Source organism: Streptomyces sp. NPDC086519 (genome assembly GCF_040686075.1).
Classification (GTDB): Bacteria; Actinomycetota; Actinomycetes; order Streptomycetales; family Streptomycetaceae; genus Streptomyces; species Streptomyces shenzhenensis.
This window is the reverse complement of the sequence record NZ_JBFBJL010000004.1, coordinates 163,289-177,848: the sequence shown is the minus strand read 5'-3', so window position 1 is coordinate 177,848 and position 14,560 is coordinate 163,289. Positions and strand designations below refer to the sequence as shown.

Genomic DNA, 14,560 nt, shown 5'->3' with positions numbered 1-14,560 from the left:
GCGGGCTGGGTGCCCGAGGCCGACGAGATCGGCGAGGACGAGGAGGAGATGCCGCTCTCTCTCCGCCTCTCGATAGCGGACACCCTCACGCTCGGCAACGCGACGTGCGGCTTCATGGCCGTGTACTTCACCACCACCGGCATCCTGATCCCGCACCTCACCGGGGACGACCAGTCGGCGGGCATGGCACGCCACAGCGCCGCCACCGCCGTCATCCTCATGCTCTGTGCGGCCGTCTTCGACCTGTTCGACGGCCTGGTCGCCAGGAAGCTGCGCTCCTCCCCCATGGGCGCGGAGCTGGACAACCTCTCCGACCTGATCAGCTTCGGCCTCGCGCCGGCGTACTTCGTGCTCGTCTACGGCATGGTGGCCGACGACGCGTACCAGAAGGTGGCCGCGGTCGGAGCGGTCATGGTGCTCCTGGCCGTGGTGCTGAGACTGGCGCGCTTCTCGTGCGTGACGCCGACGAACGGCATGTTCCAGGGCATGCCGAGCCCCTTCGGGGCGCTGACGGTCGTCTCGATCGTCCTTCTGGAGCTGCCGTTCTTCGCGACGCTGCTGGCGATCCTCGGCACGGCATGGCTGATGGTGAGCCGGGTCGAGTACCCGAAGCCGCGCGGCCGCCTCGCCGGGGCGATGCTCGCCTGGATCGTCCTGTCGATGGGCCTCCTGGCGGCCTGGGCCTTCGACGCCCCCGGCGGCCAGCTGCTCCTCCAGACCGGCTGTGCGCTGCAACTGGTGATGGGCGCGGTGATCCCGCTGTTCGCCACGGCCCGCCGCGTGAACAACTTCCGCGACAACCGGCGCGAGGCGCGGGCGGCGCAGCTGCCGTAGCCGAAGCCGTCGAGGGCCCCGGACCGCCACTTGGTCCGGGGCCCTCCGCTTTTTCCGTGGCGGGGACACGAGGCCGGTGCGCCGAGAGGTGAACCACGCAGGAGGCGGCGGGGGCGCAGCCCCCAGCAGGGCCTCAGCTCAGGAAGTCGCGCGCGATCTGCTCGGCGACCCGCTCCAGGATCGGCCCGGCCTCCGCGATGCACTTCACCACGTCCGGTTCGAGCTCGGTGAGCGGGTAGGCACGGCGGATCCCGGCCCGGCCGATCGACTCGGGCGGCAGGGCGAGGCGGCCGCACACCGCGACGACCTCCTTGCCGGCGGCGCGTGCCGCGGCCGCCACCCCGGCCGGGGCCTTTCCGTGCAGGGTCTGCTCGTCCAGCGAGCCCTCGCCGGTGATGACGAGCGACGCCCGCTCCAGCGCCGGCGCGAAGCCCAGGACGTCGAGCATGACCTCGATACCGGGCCGGAAGCGGGCGCCGAGCAGCAGCGCGCCGTACCCGATGCCCCCGGCGGCGCCCGCGCCCGGCGCCGCCGCGTACTCGACGGCGCGCGGGCCGACCTCGGCCTCCAGGATCTTCGCGAAGTGGCCCAGCGCCTCGTCCAGAGCGGCCACGTCGTCCGGCGCGGCCCCCTTCTGCGGGCCGTACACCGCGGGCGCGCCCGTCGGGCCGGTGAGCGGGTTGTCGACGTCGCTGGCGAGGGTCAGGTCGACGGCGGCCAGGCGCGGGTCCAGCCCGGACAGGTCCGCGCGGGCCAGGTCCGCGAGGCCGCCGCCGCCCGGCGGCACCGGTTCGCCGTCCTCGTCCAGGAACCGCGCCCCGAGAGCCGACAGCATCCCGGCGCCGCCGTCGGTGGTGGCGCTCCCCCCGACGCCGAAGACGATCGTGCGCGCACCGGCGTCGAGGGCGGCCCGCAGCAGCTCTCCGGAGCCGTAGGTGGAGGCCGTCAGAGGTGCGAAGACCCCGCGGGGCAGCCGCTGCAGCCCGCTCGCCTCGGCCATCTCCACGACCGCGGTGTCGCCGCGCAGCGCGAAGGCGGCGGTGACCTCCTCGCCCAGCGGCCCGGCGACCTGCCGCTCGTGCCGTTCGAACCCGGCCGCGACCGCGGCGGCCACCGTGCCGTCCCCGCCGTCCGCGACGGGCAGCGCCTCGACGTCGAGTCCGGGCACGACCCGCCTGAGCCCCGCCGTGACCCGCTCGGCGACCTGTACGGCCGTCAGCGAGCCCTTGAACTTGTCCGCGGCGATGAGCACGCGCTGTGTCACCTGTATCCCCTTGTTCTCCGGGCCCCGCGCACGTCAAGGCCAGTCGCGCCGCTGTGACCTTAACCGGAGGACACCCTCCCCGTCATGCCCCGCCCGAAGCCTGGGAAGAGGCTGGGAACCGCCTGCGAAAACGGGTAGACCACAGCCATGAGCAGTCTGGGGTCCGAGTTCGCCGACCGTGTGCTCGGTGGCTGGCTCGGCCGGATCGCGGGCAACATGCTCGGCAAACCGGTCGAGCGGGGCGACCTGTGGACCCGGGAGCGCATCGACGGCTATCTGCGGCGGGCCGCCGCCCTGCCGCTCACCGACTACCTGCCCGAGCCCGCCGGCGAGAGCGACGCGCTCGCGCTGCGCCCCGAGTGGCGGCAGTGCGTGCGCGGGCGGATCCACGGCAGCTGCCGTGACGACGACGTCGACTACACGATCCTCGGCCTGCACCTCCTGGAGACCCACGGCTTCGGCTTCAGCACCGAGCAGGTCGGCGAGCTGTGGCTGCAACGGCTGCCGTACCTCCAGACCTTCACGGCGGAACGGGCCGCCTACCGCAACCTCACCATCGGGCTGAAACCGCCCCTCACCGCCACCCACGACAACCCGTACCAGGAATGGATCGGCGCGCTGATCCGCGCCGACGTCTTCGGCTGGACCTGCCCGGGCGCCCCGCACCGGGCCGCCGCCCTGGCCCGCCGCGACGCGGTGCTGTCGCACTCCGGGAACGGGGTGTACGGCGCCATGTGGGCCGCCGCGCTGATCTCCGCGGCGTTCACCGCGCCGACGGCGCGGCAGGCCGTCGACACCGCGCTCACCGTGGTACCGGCGAGCTGCCGCCTGGCCCGGACCGTGCGCCGGGTCGTCTGCCTGTACGAGGCCCGGCTGAGCTGGGAGGACACCCTCACCACCGTCGCCGCCGAGACCGCGGGCCTCGGCTGGATCCACACCGTCCCCAACGCGGCCGTGCTCACCGCCGGGCTGCTCCACGGCGACGGCGACTTCACCCGGACCATCGCCCTCACCGTGCGCGGCGGCCTGGACACCGACTCCAACGGCGCGACGGCGGGCTCGGTGGCCGGGGTGCTGACCGGCGCGGCGGCCATTCCGGACCGGTGGCGGGCCCCCCTCGAGGACACGGTGCGCAGCGCCGTCTTCGGCTTCGACGGGGCCCGCGTCAGCGACCTGGCGGAGCGCACGGTGCGGCTGGCCCGGACGAACGCGGCCTGCGAGCTGGCTACCCTGCCAGAGTGACCACCACCGACACCTACGCCGCGTACATCGCGAGCCTCCCCCGGATCCTCGCCGGGGCCGCCGCGCTCTTCCGGGACACCGAGGGACGGGTGCTGCTCGTCGAACCCAACTACCGGGACGGCTGGGCCCTGCCGGGCGGAACCGTCGAGTCCGACGACGGGGAGACCCCGCGCCAGGGCGCCCGCCGGGAGACCCTGGAGGAGATCGGCCTGGACCGCGAGATGGGCCGGCTGCTGACCGTGGACTGGGTGCACGGCACCGGCCGGCCGCCCATCGTGGCGTACGTGTACGACGGCGGTGTCCTCGCCGACACGGACCTCGCGGCGATCAGGCTCCAGGAGGAGGAGCTGCTCTCCTGGCGGCTGGTGCCCCGCGAGGAGATCACCGCCCACCTCCCGGGTGCGCTGGGACGGCGCGTCCTGATCGCGCTGGACGTGGTGACCGAGGGCTCGGGCACCGCCGAGCTGGAGAACGGCGACCGCGTGGGGTGAGCGGGCGGGCCGCGCCGGCGGCCGAGCGGGCGGGCGGCCGGGCCTGGCGATATCCGCTCGCCGCCCGCGCCCGGCCCGCCCTACCCTCGAACACATGACCAAGCCCCTCGTCGCCATCCTCAGCGGCGCCGGTATCTCGACGGACTCGGGGATCCCCGACTACCGCGGCCCGAACGGGCTGTGGCGGAAGGATCCCGGGGCCGAGAAGCTCGTGACGTACGAGTACTACATGGGCGATCCGGAGATCCGGCGCCGGTCCTGGCAGATGCGGCGGAAGAACCGGACGCTGAGGGCCGAGCCGAACGCGGCGCACCGGGCCGTCGCCGAGCTGGAGCAGTCGGGCACGCCCGTTCGGGTGATCACGCAGAACGTGGACGGTCTGCACCAGCTCGCCGGGATGCCCGCCCGCAAGGTGCTCGAACTGCACGGCACCGCACGAGAGGTGGTGTGCACCGGGTGCCGTGCGCGGGGACCGATGGCGGACGCGATCGCCCGGGTCGAGGCCGGTGAGGAGGATCCGCCGTGCCTGGAGTGCGGGGGCATCCTCAAGTCGGCCACCGTCATGTTCGGCGAGCGGCTCGACCCGGACGTCCTCGGCGAGGCCCTCGCCATCAGCAAGGCCTGCACCGTCTTCATCGCCGTCGGCAGCAGCCTCCAGGTACAGCCGGCCGCCGGCCTCGCGGGCGTGGCCGCCGACCACGGCGCCCGGCTGGTCATCGTCAACGCCGAGCCGACGCCGTACGACGACCGGGCCGACGAGATCGTGCGGGAGCCGATCGGCACCGCCCTGCCTCAGCTCCTCCGCGTTCTGGCGAGCCAGGGCGCGTGAGGTGCTTCGGCCCTCTGAGCGAGCTCGAAGGTGTGCTGTGAACCGCGGCGCGTACGTCATCCCCCCGCCCGGAGAGGTCAGGCGAGCTTCTTCAGCTGCGCGTCGACGATGTCCTGGGGGATGGTCGGGGGCTGGATGGGGTTGACGGACATGAAGGTGGCGATGACGGAGTCCTGGCGGACGACCAGGACGGTGATGGGGATGCTGGGTCCTTTGCCGCCGTCGACGACGACCTGGGTGGCGTCGAAAGCGAGGCTCTCGTCGCCGTAGCCGGAAACGGACCGGGACCGGGCGCCGGAATACCCCAGCCCAGCATCGGGGTGAGCAGCGGACGGGCGCATCTCGGCGGTAGCGCACTTCGCAAGCGCTGCGCGCAGTTCGGTCATCACCCTGCGGGCATCGGCAGGGGCGTAGGACGTCAGGCCGACGCTCGCGTGCTGCCCGAGATCGTCGGAGGCGGACACGACGTCCTGACTGACTTGGGCCGTGAAGTCGTGCAGGCTGCCCAGCTCTGCGGCCGCGTAGACGGGGCGGCAAGGGGCGGGGGTGACGGCGCGGTAGGCGGTGAGCACGTCGTGGTCCACCGGGCGGCCCTTGCCCGTGACGGTGCCGACGGTATGGCCGGGGACGTCGCGCACGGTCAGCGCCAAGCGGTCGAGGCCCTTCTGGTCAAGCCCCTTCCCGGTCTCGGCCACGGGCGATCCGGATGCCTGCTGCGGCACCGAGCTCGCAGGCGAGGGGGACCCGGCACTCGCAGACTTCTCACGTGCTCCAGCGTCGTCCCCGCTGTCCGCACCGCACGCGCCGGTCAGCGCCAGCACCGACACCACACCCGCCGCCGCGACGGCCCGTCTGCCGAACGCAGAAGCATTCATCATTCGCCCACCCCCCGTGCCCCGACTGGGAGCACCCGCGTAAGAAGCCCCGGCCTGCGCCGGTACTGAAGTTCACGGGGAGCCTAGCTGGCCAGGCGAGTTGTTCTTCGCCTGGCCCGATTGAGATGCGGTACCCGCCCGTCCGGGCCGTCACCCCGCAGACTTGGGGCGTTTCGTTCAGATCAGCGGATCGTTGGTCCGGAAGTGCCGTTGACTGACGCGCGGTGGACGCGGAGCGAGCCGTTGCTCCCGGACCGGACACCGATGCGGGGTGGTCCCTGGAGGGACTCACCGGGAGGTGATCGACGCGATCGCCTTCAAGTTGCGGACCGGAACGGATGTGGGCGGTCCTGTGACCTGCACCGCCCGAACATAGCATCACAACTCAGCCACACCCCTTACGTACAATCCGGCCAACGTTCATGATCGTCGGCATGAGAAAGACCCTCACCCTCGCCGCAGCGGCCACCGTCCTCACGGCCGGTCTCGCAGGCTGCGGCAGCAGTGACTCTCGCAGCACCAACGCCGCACCCGCCAACGCCACCTCTCCCAAAGCCACAGCTGCACAGGCCAAGGCCCTCACCGCGCAGACCGCGTTCGCCAAGGTCTCCACCCTCGTGAGCACGGCGAGGCTTTCCGGAACCGTCACCGCGGACAACGACCCCAACCACCTGCTGGGCCGCCCGAATCAGTACACGTCGAAGATCACATTCGATGACACGCGGATCTCGGCTGGCGACGTCAGCGGCACCGACAAGGGTGACGTCGAACGCGGCGGTGCTATCGAGGTGTTCGGCAGCCCGGCCGACGCACAGGCCCGCGCGCAGTACATCCAGTCCGTCACCAAGGCGATGCCGATGCTCGCCGAATACGACTACGTTCACGGTGCGGCCCTTGTGCGGGTGTCCCACTACCTGACCCCGAAGCAGGCTGCTGACTACAAGGCCGCCGCCGACAACCTCGACTGAAAAAGCACCGCCTCGTGACAGTCCGCCCGCTCGATGAGGGCGCATGTCGTTACCTCCACCACCGCCTTGCGACCGGAGGCTTCCCGCCTCCCTGAAGCGCGAGGTGCGCTGAGGCCCCCAGGAGCGGGTGACCAACCAAGAGATTCGAGGTTCACCCGTGCGATCAGCGTCTGGGGCGCCCTGACGGCGCCCGAGGTTACGGCGGTGACACGATCCCATGATCAGTTGGCGCCGGTCTGGCAGATGGTGCAAAATCTACCCCCACTGACGCGATGGGATCTGTACTGCGCAGATCATGCGCGCAGCGAGTCGTGAACGGGGGACTGTGTTGCCTGGGGGACCCATCCCGATCCCGCCGGACTTGAAGCTGGCACCGGTCAAGAGCCCTCTACGTGCGCGAATACGCCGATCATGGCGATCAAGGAAGGCACTCAAAGGCTTTACCCAGTGGCTGATCGACTGGGGCGTACCACTCACTGCAGGCGCGATCGCCGTATACGTCTACGCCGCGCGCACCACCTCACCCAGTCACGTGTACAGGGCCTTCACCCTGATCGACCCCCCGGATCGCTTCGCGCTGTGGTTGCCGTCCGTCGTCGGGTGGCTCCTTGTGCCGGCGATCATCGGTGGCGTGGCAGGTCATGTCATCGCCCAGCGCATCAGCAGCGTGAAGGCCATCTCCACAGAGAAGTTGTTCCGCCGCCGTACCTGGGGGCAGAGGCTGAAACCCCCTGGTCTCATCCCAGACCTGCGGACGTATTTCCACGGCTCCTACGCCCAACAGAACTTCATCGACGCGTGGGTACGCATCGCCCATCGCAACGACTGGGAGCGCGCCCAGGACCACTGGGAAGTCTTCATCCGAGACATGGTGTCGACCCAGCAGTACGCTCACCTGGACCGACATGAATGCCTCGGCCAAGCGCAGGACACCGCACATCTCACGTTCGTCATCACAGCGCAGGCGGGCATCTGCATCGTCTGTGAGAGGAGGCGGTAACCGTGCGGTCCGAAGACGCCGTTGAGGTTGTACGCGCCTCCCTCGCCCTGGCGTTTCCAGGTGCGTCCACGGAAGGACTCACAAAAGCCGCCGAACTTGTTGTCCGTTGGGGATCGGAAGGGGTCGCCGAGCACCTCGACCAGGCCCTGACCCGCCGGATGCTGCAAGATCTTCTTGAGGTCACAGGCGCGCGCCGCTTCGAGATGGCGGACCCGGAATGGGAACGAGGCGATCCACCCGCCGACTATCGCACCTGGTCAAGACCCGAACAGGTCCATGACGATGTCCCGTTCCGGCACCGGCCGCCGGACAGGGATGACGGTGAACCACCGCCCCGACGTCCCCCGCGCCCGTTTGGCCCGTCCGCCACATGACCCGTCCGGAGCGTCGGCCGAAAACCTGCCGAAGTCGCTCGCCACGCTTCAGTCCGGTCAGAAGAGCCCCGCACCCCGTTCGAAGTCCAGCAGGCGCTGCTTGCGGGGCAGGCCGCCGCCGTAGCCGGTGAGGCTGCCGTTGGCGCCGATCACGCGGTGGCAGGGGACGATGATGCCGATGGGGTTGCGGCCGTTGGCGAGGCCGACCGCGCGGGAGGCCTTGGGATTGCCCAGGGCTTCGGCCAGTTCGCCGTAGGAGCGGGTCTCTCCGTAGGGGATCAGGGAGAGCTGTTCCCAGACGCTGCGCTGGAACGGGGTGCCGTTCAGTCGCAGTTCGAGGGTGAACTCCTTCAACTCGCCCCGGAAGTAGGCGGTCAGCTGTTCCTTGGCCGCGGCGAAGAGTTCGTCGTCGCGGTCGCCGAAGGTCTCCTCGGGCGGGCGGTGGCGCTGGTCCGCCATGTAGAGACCGCACAGGGCGCCGTCCTCGGCGACCAGGGTGAGGGGGCCGTAGGGGCTGTCGGTCACGGTGTGGTTCTTCATGGCATGGTCCTCACGACGGCTATACGGGCAGGAAGTTGATCGGGTGGCTGTCGGTCGCCCACAGGTACTGGACCGCGTAGGCCCGCCAGGGGCGCCAGGCGGCCGCGCGTGCGGTGAGGGCGGCCGGGGTGCCGGGCAGGCCCAACTCCTGGGCGGCGCGGCGGATTCCGAGGTCGGTGGGGAGGAAGGCGTCCGGGTCGCCGAGGGCCCGCATGGCGATGACGTCGACGGTCCAGGGGCCGAAACCGGGAAGGGCGAGGAGCCGGGCGCGCGCCTCGGCCCAGTCGCTCTCGACACCCAGGTGGAGGGTGCCGTCGGCCAGTTGGCCGACCAGCGTGGCGAAGGTGGTGCGGCGGGTGCGGGGCATCGCCAGCGACTCCGGGGGCACGTCCGCGAGCGCCTCGGGGGACGGGAAGAGGTGGGTGAGACCGCCCTCGGGGTCGTCCACCGGGGTGCCGTGGGCCCTCACCAGGCGGGCCGCGTGGGTGCGGGCGGCGGCCGTGGAGACCTGCTGGCCGAGCACGGCCCGGACGGCGAACTCCGCCTCGTCGGCCGTGCGCGGCACCCGGCGCCCCGGCGCCTTGTCGACCAGCGGCGCCAGGAAGGGGTCCGTGCGCAGCTGCTCGTCGACGGCGACCGGATCGGCGTCCAGGTCGAGCAGCCGCCGGCAGCGGCTGATGGCGACGGGCAGGTCCCGCAGGTCGCTGAGGGTGAGCCGGCAGGCGATGTGGTCGGGCTTCGGGGTGAGGGCGGCGACGCCGTGGCCGTACGGCAGCCGCAGGGTCCGCCGGTAGGCACCGTCCCGCCACTCCTCGACGCCGGGTACGGCGGTGGCCGCGAGGTGGCCGAAGAGGTTGTCGGGGTTGAGGGGGGCGCGGAAGGGCAGCCGGAGGGACAGCGTTCCGGGGGTGTCCGAGGTGCTCTTCTTCGGGGCCCTGGCGCGCAGGTCGCTCGGGGACAGGGCGAAGACCTCGCGGACGGTGTCGTTGAAGGTGCGGATCGAGGAGAAGCCGGCCGCGAAGGCGATCTCCGCCATCGGCAGCGGGGTCGTCTCGATCAACAGGCGGGCGGTCTGGGCGCGTTGGGCGCGGGCGAGGGCCAGCGGGCCGGCGCCGAGTTCGGCAAGCAGCTGGCGCTCGACCTGCCGGGGGCTGTAGCCGAGGCGGGCGGCGAGGCCGGGCACGCCCTCGCGGTCCACGACCCCGTCGGCGATCAGCCGCATGGCGCGGGCGACCAGGTCGGCGCGCTGGTTCCACTCCGGGGAACCGGGGCTGGTGTCGGGACGGCAGCGTTTGCAGGCCCGGAACCCGGCCTGCTGGCAGGCGGCCGCGCTCGGGTAGAACGTCATGTTCCCGGGTTTGGGCGGTACCACCGGGCAGCTGGGCCGGCAGTAGATGCGGGTGGTCAGGACGGCGGTGAAGAACCAGCCGTCGAACCGCGCGTCCTTCGACTGCACGGCCCGTACGCAGTGCTCGCGGTCGAGGTGCATCCCTTTCTGCATGGGTCCAGCATCGGCCACCGGGTGTGGCCGATGCTGGCGGAAATCCGACACGAAGGTGCCCTGGCCTTCGGGACCCCGAGAACCCCGAGGACACCGAGGCCCCCGAGGGCCACGGAGGCGCTACGGCCGTCAGGCGAAGTAGTGGTCCTGGTCGAGGTCGGCCAGCAGCCCCGGCTGCGCGGGCTGCCAGTCGTACCGCTCGCGGGTCGCGGCGCCGGACGTCGGGTTGTCGTTGCCGACGAAGGCCGCGATCCAGCCGAAGTGGCCGGCGGCCTCCTCCGGTGCGAGGGACACCACCGGCACGTCGAGCCGGCGGCCGACGACCTCGGTGATGCCGCGCAGCGGGACGCCCTCCTCGGCGACCGCGTGCAGCACGGCACCGGCCGGGGCGGTCTCCAGGGCCTTGCGGTAGAGGGTGGCCGCGTCGAAGCGGTGCACGGCCGACCAGCGGTTGGTGCCGTCGCCCACGTAGGCGGCGACGCCCTTGTCCCGGGCGATCCCGATGAGGGCCGGGACGAAGGCGTGGTCGCCGGCCCCGTGCACGGCGGGGAGCCGGATCGCCGAGACCCGTACCCCGCGGTCGGCCAGGGCCAGGGCGGCCCGCTCCGACTCGGCCCGGTGGGCGCCGGGCGCCGCCGGGTCGGAGCCGTCGGTCTCGGTACCGAGGCGGCCGGGGGTGAGCAGGCCGGTCACGGAGCTGATGACGAGGGGGCGGCCGGAGCCGGCGAGGGCGTCGCCGAAGGCGGCCAGGGCCGCGAGTTCGGTGCGCAGGGCGCCGTGCAGGTCGGAGAAGTCGTGGATGAAGCCCGTGTGGACCACCCCGTCCGTCGCGTCCGCCGCGACCCGCAGGCCGTCGACGTCGGTCAGGTCGCCGCGGTGCGCCTCCGCTCCCACCTCCTTCAGGGCCGCCTCGGCCGCGTCCGAGCGCGCGAGGCCGAGCACCTGGTGGCCGGCGCCGAGCAGTTCACGGACGACCGCGCTGCCGATGAACCCGGTGGCGCCGGTGACGAACACACGCATGACACATCACCTCATGGAGAGTAGGACTGCTGGGATGACCTCAGCGTGCGCCCGGCCCTGGGCCCGGGTCCAAGACCTGTTCCGCACCCGGTGATGCCGCTGCGGTCATGACCGCAGCTCACGACGGCGGGAGCAGAGGCGGCGGGAGTAGAGTCGAGGGGTGCCCGATTCCTTCGTACCGCCGGTGGACCTGGAACTGCGCCTGGTCCGCTACTTCACCGTGGTCGCCGAGGAGCTGCACTTCGGCCGCGCGGCCGACGCACTGCATCTCGCACAGCCGTCGCTGAGCCGTCAGATCCGGCGCCTGGAGCGGGAGTTGGGCGTGCGGCTGCTCGACCGCACGCCGCGCGGCACCCGGCTCACGGAGGCAGGGGAGACCTTTCTGCCGCAGGCCAGGGAGCTGCTGCGGAGTGCGGCCAGGGCCGCCGCCAGCGCCCGTTCGGCCGCCGCGCACGGCCTGTTCACCGTCGGGTACACCACCCACCAGATCGTCACCCCGGCCGTACGCGAGCTGCGCCACCGCCACCCGGAGGCCGACGTCCGCACCCTGCACGTGGACTGGAACGAACCGCGTTCCGCGCTGCTGGACCACCGGGTCGACGTGGTGGTGACCCGGTTCCTGTTCTGCGCCGACGGCTTGGACATCACGGCCCTCTACGACGAGCCGCGCGTCCTTCTGGTACCGCTCGGCCACCGGCTGGCCGGCAAGGAGTCGGTCACCCTGGCCGACTTCGCCGACGAGCCGCTCCCCCGTTTCACCGGCTCCGACCGGATCGGCGCGAATCCTCCCGGCCACACCAACCTCGGCGCCCTGGTGGAGACGCTGGAGGACAAGCTGGAGCTGGTCGCGAACGGTGAGGTGGTGTCCCTGGCGCCGGCCGGGTTCCGCGGCAACCTGCGGCCGGACATCGTCGTCGTCCCGATCGAGGACGCGGACTCCCTCCAGGTGGTCCTCGCCACCCGCAGCGGTGACCGGCATCCGCTGTTCCCGGCGTTCCGCCGCGCGGCGGAGGCCCATCTGGTCCCCTCCGGCGCCGCCGGGACCGGACGACCGCGTGCGGGCGCCGGGGCGGCTCGATGAGCGGGTCCGCCACGGTCAGCTTCGTCCTGAACGACGATCCGCGCCAGACCATCTCGGCCCTGCAGATCCGGCACCTCACCGAGCACGGGCACAGCCGGATCGCGCTGGCCCTGCCGGAGGAGGACTCCGCGCTCGCGCGGGCCCGGCGGCGGTTCGCCGAACACACCCTGGACAGCCTGGGCCTGCCGCCGCCGGTGCCGTTCACGGTGCCCCGGCCGCGGCGGGCGGGCACGGGGGCGGTGGCCGCGCTGCGCGCGGCGCACCCGGACGTCACGGCGGTCGCCGCCTTCGACGACGACCTCGCCCTGCGCACCCTGACCGCCCTGCACGACCTCGGCCTGACCGTCCCCGGCGACCTGGCGGTGATCGGCTACGACGACACCGAGTACGGCGAGCTGAGCACCCCCGCCCTGACCACCGTGCACATCGACGCGGAGGCCCGCGGCCGGCTGGCCGCGCGCACCGCGCTGGGGCTGGACGCGGCGGGGCTGGTGCCGGTGCCGGCGCGGATCATCGTACGGGACTCGGTGTGAGCGCGGTCGCGCACACCGAGTCCCGTACGCCCAGATCCCGCACGCCCAGGCCCCGCACGCCCAGGCCCCGCACGCCGAGTGCGGAACGGCCCGTCAGCCCGCGCGTTGGTCCGCGGTGTCCGCCGCGTCGTCGCCGCGCACCACGCACAGCGCCCAGATGATGAATCCGGACAGCGCGATCATCACGACGGACCACACCGGGTAGTACGGCAGGGAGAGGAAGTTGGCGATGATCACCAGCGCCGCGATGGCGACGCCGGCGCCGCGTGCCCACGCGGCCGGCTGGAAGAGGCCGACGCTCACGGCCACGGCGATCACGCCCAGGACCAGGTGGATCCAGCCCCAGCTGGTGAGGTCGAACTTGAACACGTAGTTGGGGGTCGTGACGAAGACGTCGTCCTGGGCGATCGCCATGATGCCCCGGAACACCGCGAGCAGTCCGGCGATCATGAGCATGACGGCAGCGAAGGCGGTCAGTCCTCCGGCCCACGCCATCTTGGCGGTGTGCTGGTGCGGGTGGCGCGCGGGATGTGTCGCGGTCATACGGCTGCCTCGATTCGTTCTCGGAGAGGGTGCTCAGCGCCCGTGGGCGGTGGGCACCGAGCCGGAGCGCTCGGCCGGCGGGTAGTTGCTCAGGACCATGGCCTTGGCCCTGCGGAACTCCTCGTCCGAGATGTCACCGCGGGACTTCATCTCGGAGAGCCTGGCCAGTTCGTCGACGCTGCTGGTCTGCCCGGTGCCGCTCTGGGCGGTCTGCCGGATGTACGACTCGAACGCCTTCTGCTGGTCGCGGGCCTGGGCGATCTCCCGCTGCCCCATGCCCTTCCCGCGGGCGATCACGTAGACGAGGACGCCCAGGAAGGGGACCACGATGCAGAGGGCCAGCCAGCCGGCCTTCGCCCAGCCGCCCATCGAGTCGTCACGGAAGATGTCCACGATGACCCGGAAGAGCAGGACGAGCCACATGATCCACAGGAAGAGCCACAACATCGTCCAGAAGGCGCTCAGCAGCGGATAGTCGTATGCGAGGTAGGTCTGCGCACTCATGTACGTCCTCCGTCCACGGCGCCGGCCGGTCGGCCGCGCCCTGCCGTCCCAGCGTGCGCTCGTCGGACGCCGGGGTTCCTCACCCGGCGCGGGTGATCGTGCGCGGCGCGGTACCCATGGCGACCGGGGTTCCGTTCGGGACCAGGGGCGAGCCACGAGGCGGTACCCCGTCCGGGACCGGGTGACCTGCCGCCGAGCGGGGCGGCGGGCGGAGGGGCGGGCCGCGGGCGAGGAGGTCACCGGCGCCGCTCACCCGTGTGCGCGGGCCGCGCCGCGGCGCGGCCGGTCGGGGCCGCGGGTCACCCACGGCGGGTGATCCCCCGGCGTTCCGGGGGAGCCGCGGCGGGGGCGCCGCAGTGGAGGGCGCCGCCGGGTCCGGGCGCGGTTGTGCGGCGCCGCCCGCCTGCCGGACCTCCGGCTGCAGGTCTCGCCCGAACCGCGTCCGGTCTTCGACATCGACGACGTCGACGAGACCCTCCCGGGCCGGTTCGAGTGGGACGTCGAAAGGCCGGCGGCCGGCTTCGTCGGGGGCGGCCGGGACCTCTCCGTGCGCCGGCCGCGGGACTGGCAGGGCATCGCCCGGCCGGACACCGTGGACCCGGCCGCGGTCACCCCGGTTCGGGCAGCCGCCGCATCTCCACCACCCGCAGTCCCAGCGACAGACAGCGGTCCAGCAGGCCATAGAGCTGTGCCTCGTCGACGACGGGACCGAACAGGACCGTCTGGCCGGACATCGTCACATGCTCCAGCTCCGGGAAGGCCCGTGTGAGCATGTCCGACATGGTCCCTTCGACGCGGATCTCGCAGTGCATGAGCCGTCTCCCGCCGCCGGCGTGCTGCGGTCTACCTCGCGATCCTGCGCCGTACGGCGTCAGCCGGCCTCACCCGGCGCAGGTGAGTCTCGCCCCATGTCCGAGAGCAAGCTCAGTGTCATCGGTTGCCGGCGCGGGCGCCCACCAGC

General features: G+C 72.2%; 16 protein-coding genes and 1 pseudogene. 9 read left to right on the top strand and 8 right to left on the bottom strand.

Features of this window, described 5'->3' with window-relative positions; all coding sequences use genetic code 11:
• Positions 1 to 9: 9 nt before the first annotated feature.
• Positions 10 to 834, top strand: coding sequence for a CDP-diacylglycerol--serine O-phosphatidyltransferase (pssA, locus tag AB0P24_RS06520; RefSeq protein ID WP_365791142.1), 825 nt, complete (start codon positions 10 to 12; stop codon positions 832 to 834).
• Between the two features lie 133 nt (positions 835 to 967).
• On the opposite strand, the gene AB0P24_RS06515 is transcribed toward pssA, so the two are convergent.
• Positions 968 to 2,086 (bottom strand): glycerate kinase, encoded by a 1,119-nt coding sequence (locus AB0P24_RS06515; protein WP_365791141.1) that lies wholly within the window; start codon positions 2,084 to 2,086, stop codon positions 968 to 970.
• A gap of 159 nt (positions 2,087 to 2,245) precedes the next feature.
• On the opposite strand from AB0P24_RS06515, the gene AB0P24_RS06510 reads away from it, so the two are divergent.
• The 3 genes from AB0P24_RS06510 (at position 2,246) to AB0P24_RS06500 (ending at position 4,660) form a co-directional block, all read left to right on the top strand.
• A complete protein-coding gene (locus AB0P24_RS06510) occupies positions 2,246 to 3,340 on the top strand; it encodes an ADP-ribosylglycohydrolase family protein (RefSeq protein ID WP_365791086.1) in 1,095 nt (364 codons plus the stop codon).
• Positions 3,337 to 3,831: an NUDIX hydrolase gene (locus tag AB0P24_RS06505; RefSeq protein WP_365791085.1), complete on the top strand. Its 495-nt coding sequence runs from the start codon at positions 3,337 to 3,339 to the stop codon at positions 3,829 to 3,831. Before AB0P24_RS06510 ends, AB0P24_RS06505 begins: the two co-directional genes overlap by 4 nt.
• 94 nt (positions 3,832 to 3,925) lie before the next feature.
• Positions 3,926 to 4,660: a Sir2 family NAD-dependent protein deacetylase gene (locus tag AB0P24_RS06500; RefSeq protein WP_365791084.1), complete on the top strand. Its 735-nt coding sequence runs from the start codon at positions 3,926 to 3,928 to the stop codon at positions 4,658 to 4,660.
• Between the two features lie 77 nt (positions 4,661 to 4,737).
• Here AB0P24_RS06500 and AB0P24_RS06495 read toward each other — a convergent pair whose 3' ends face one another.
• Complete coding sequence (locus AB0P24_RS06495; protein WP_365791083.1) at positions 4,738 to 5,355, bottom strand: hypothetical protein; 618 nt, start codon at positions 5,353 to 5,355, stop codon at positions 4,738 to 4,740.
• Between the two features lie 602 nt (positions 5,356 to 5,957).
• Here AB0P24_RS06495 and AB0P24_RS06490 point away from each other — a divergent pair.
• Both AB0P24_RS06490 and AB0P24_RS06485 read left to right on the top strand, forming a co-directional pair.
• On the top strand, positions 5,958 to 6,503 hold the full coding sequence (locus tag AB0P24_RS06490) for a hypothetical protein (RefSeq protein WP_365791082.1): 546 nt from the start codon (positions 5,958 to 5,960) through the stop codon (positions 6,501 to 6,503).
• A gap of 295 nt (positions 6,504 to 6,798) precedes the next feature.
• Positions 6,799 to 7,503, top strand: coding sequence for a DUF6313 family protein (locus AB0P24_RS06485; protein ID WP_365791081.1), 705 nt, complete (start codon positions 6,799 to 6,801; stop codon positions 7,501 to 7,503).
• A 431-nt stretch (positions 7,504 to 7,934) separates the two neighbouring features.
• On the opposite strand, the gene AB0P24_RS06480 is transcribed toward AB0P24_RS06485, so the two are convergent.
• From AB0P24_RS06480 to AB0P24_RS06470, 3 genes are all read right to left on the bottom strand, one after another.
• A complete protein-coding gene (locus tag AB0P24_RS06480) occupies positions 7,935 to 8,417 on the bottom strand; it encodes a methylated-DNA--[protein]-cysteine S-methyltransferase (RefSeq protein WP_365791080.1) in 483 nt (160 codons plus the stop codon).
• Positions 8,418 to 8,436: 19 nt separating this feature from the next.
• On the bottom strand, positions 8,437 to 9,906 hold the full coding sequence (locus AB0P24_RS06475) for an AlkA N-terminal domain-containing protein (protein ID WP_365791140.1): 1,470 nt from the start codon (positions 9,904 to 9,906) through the stop codon (positions 8,437 to 8,439).
• A gap of 141 nt (positions 9,907 to 10,047) precedes the next feature.
• Entirely contained in the window at positions 10,048 to 10,938 is an 891-nt protein-coding gene (locus AB0P24_RS06470) for an SDR family oxidoreductase (protein ID WP_365791079.1), read from the bottom strand.
• Between the two features lie 160 nt (positions 10,939 to 11,098).
• On the opposite strand from AB0P24_RS06470, the gene AB0P24_RS06465 reads away from it, so the two are divergent.
• Positions 11,099 to 12,019 carry a LysR substrate-binding domain-containing protein gene (locus tag AB0P24_RS06465; protein WP_365791078.1) on the top strand — a complete coding sequence of 307 codons (921 nt, stop codon included), beginning with the start codon at positions 11,099 to 11,101 and terminating at the stop codon, positions 12,017 to 12,019.
• A complete protein-coding gene (locus AB0P24_RS06460; RefSeq protein ID WP_365791077.1) occupies positions 12,016 to 12,552 on the top strand; it encodes a substrate-binding domain-containing protein in 537 nt (178 codons plus the stop codon). The genes AB0P24_RS06465 and AB0P24_RS06460 overlap by 4 nt, the downstream gene beginning before the upstream one ends.
• A 93-nt stretch (positions 12,553 to 12,645) precedes the next feature.
• On the opposite strand, the gene AB0P24_RS06455 is transcribed toward AB0P24_RS06460, so the two are convergent.
• Positions 12,646 to 13,095, bottom strand: a complete 450-nt coding sequence (locus tag AB0P24_RS06455; RefSeq protein WP_365791076.1) for a hypothetical protein — start codon at positions 13,093 to 13,095, stop codon at positions 12,646 to 12,648.
• 33 nt (positions 13,096 to 13,128) lie between these two features.
• Complete coding sequence (locus tag AB0P24_RS06450) at positions 13,129 to 13,599, bottom strand: SHOCT domain-containing protein (protein ID WP_365791075.1); 471 nt, start codon at positions 13,597 to 13,599, stop codon at positions 13,129 to 13,131.
• Between the two features lie 373 nt (positions 13,600 to 13,972).
• Here AB0P24_RS06450 and AB0P24_RS06445 point away from each other — a divergent pair.
• A pseudogene (locus AB0P24_RS06445) lies at positions 13,973 to 14,140 on the top strand (DUF2252 family protein); the annotation flags it as partial.
• Positions 14,141 to 14,207: 67 nt separating this feature from the next.
• Here the strand turns inward: AB0P24_RS06445 and AB0P24_RS06440 are convergent.
• Positions 14,208 to 14,411 (bottom strand): hypothetical protein, encoded by a 204-nt coding sequence (locus tag AB0P24_RS06440; RefSeq protein ID WP_365791074.1) that lies wholly within the window; start codon positions 14,409 to 14,411, stop codon positions 14,208 to 14,210.
• Positions 14,412 to 14,560 lie beyond the last annotated feature (149 nt).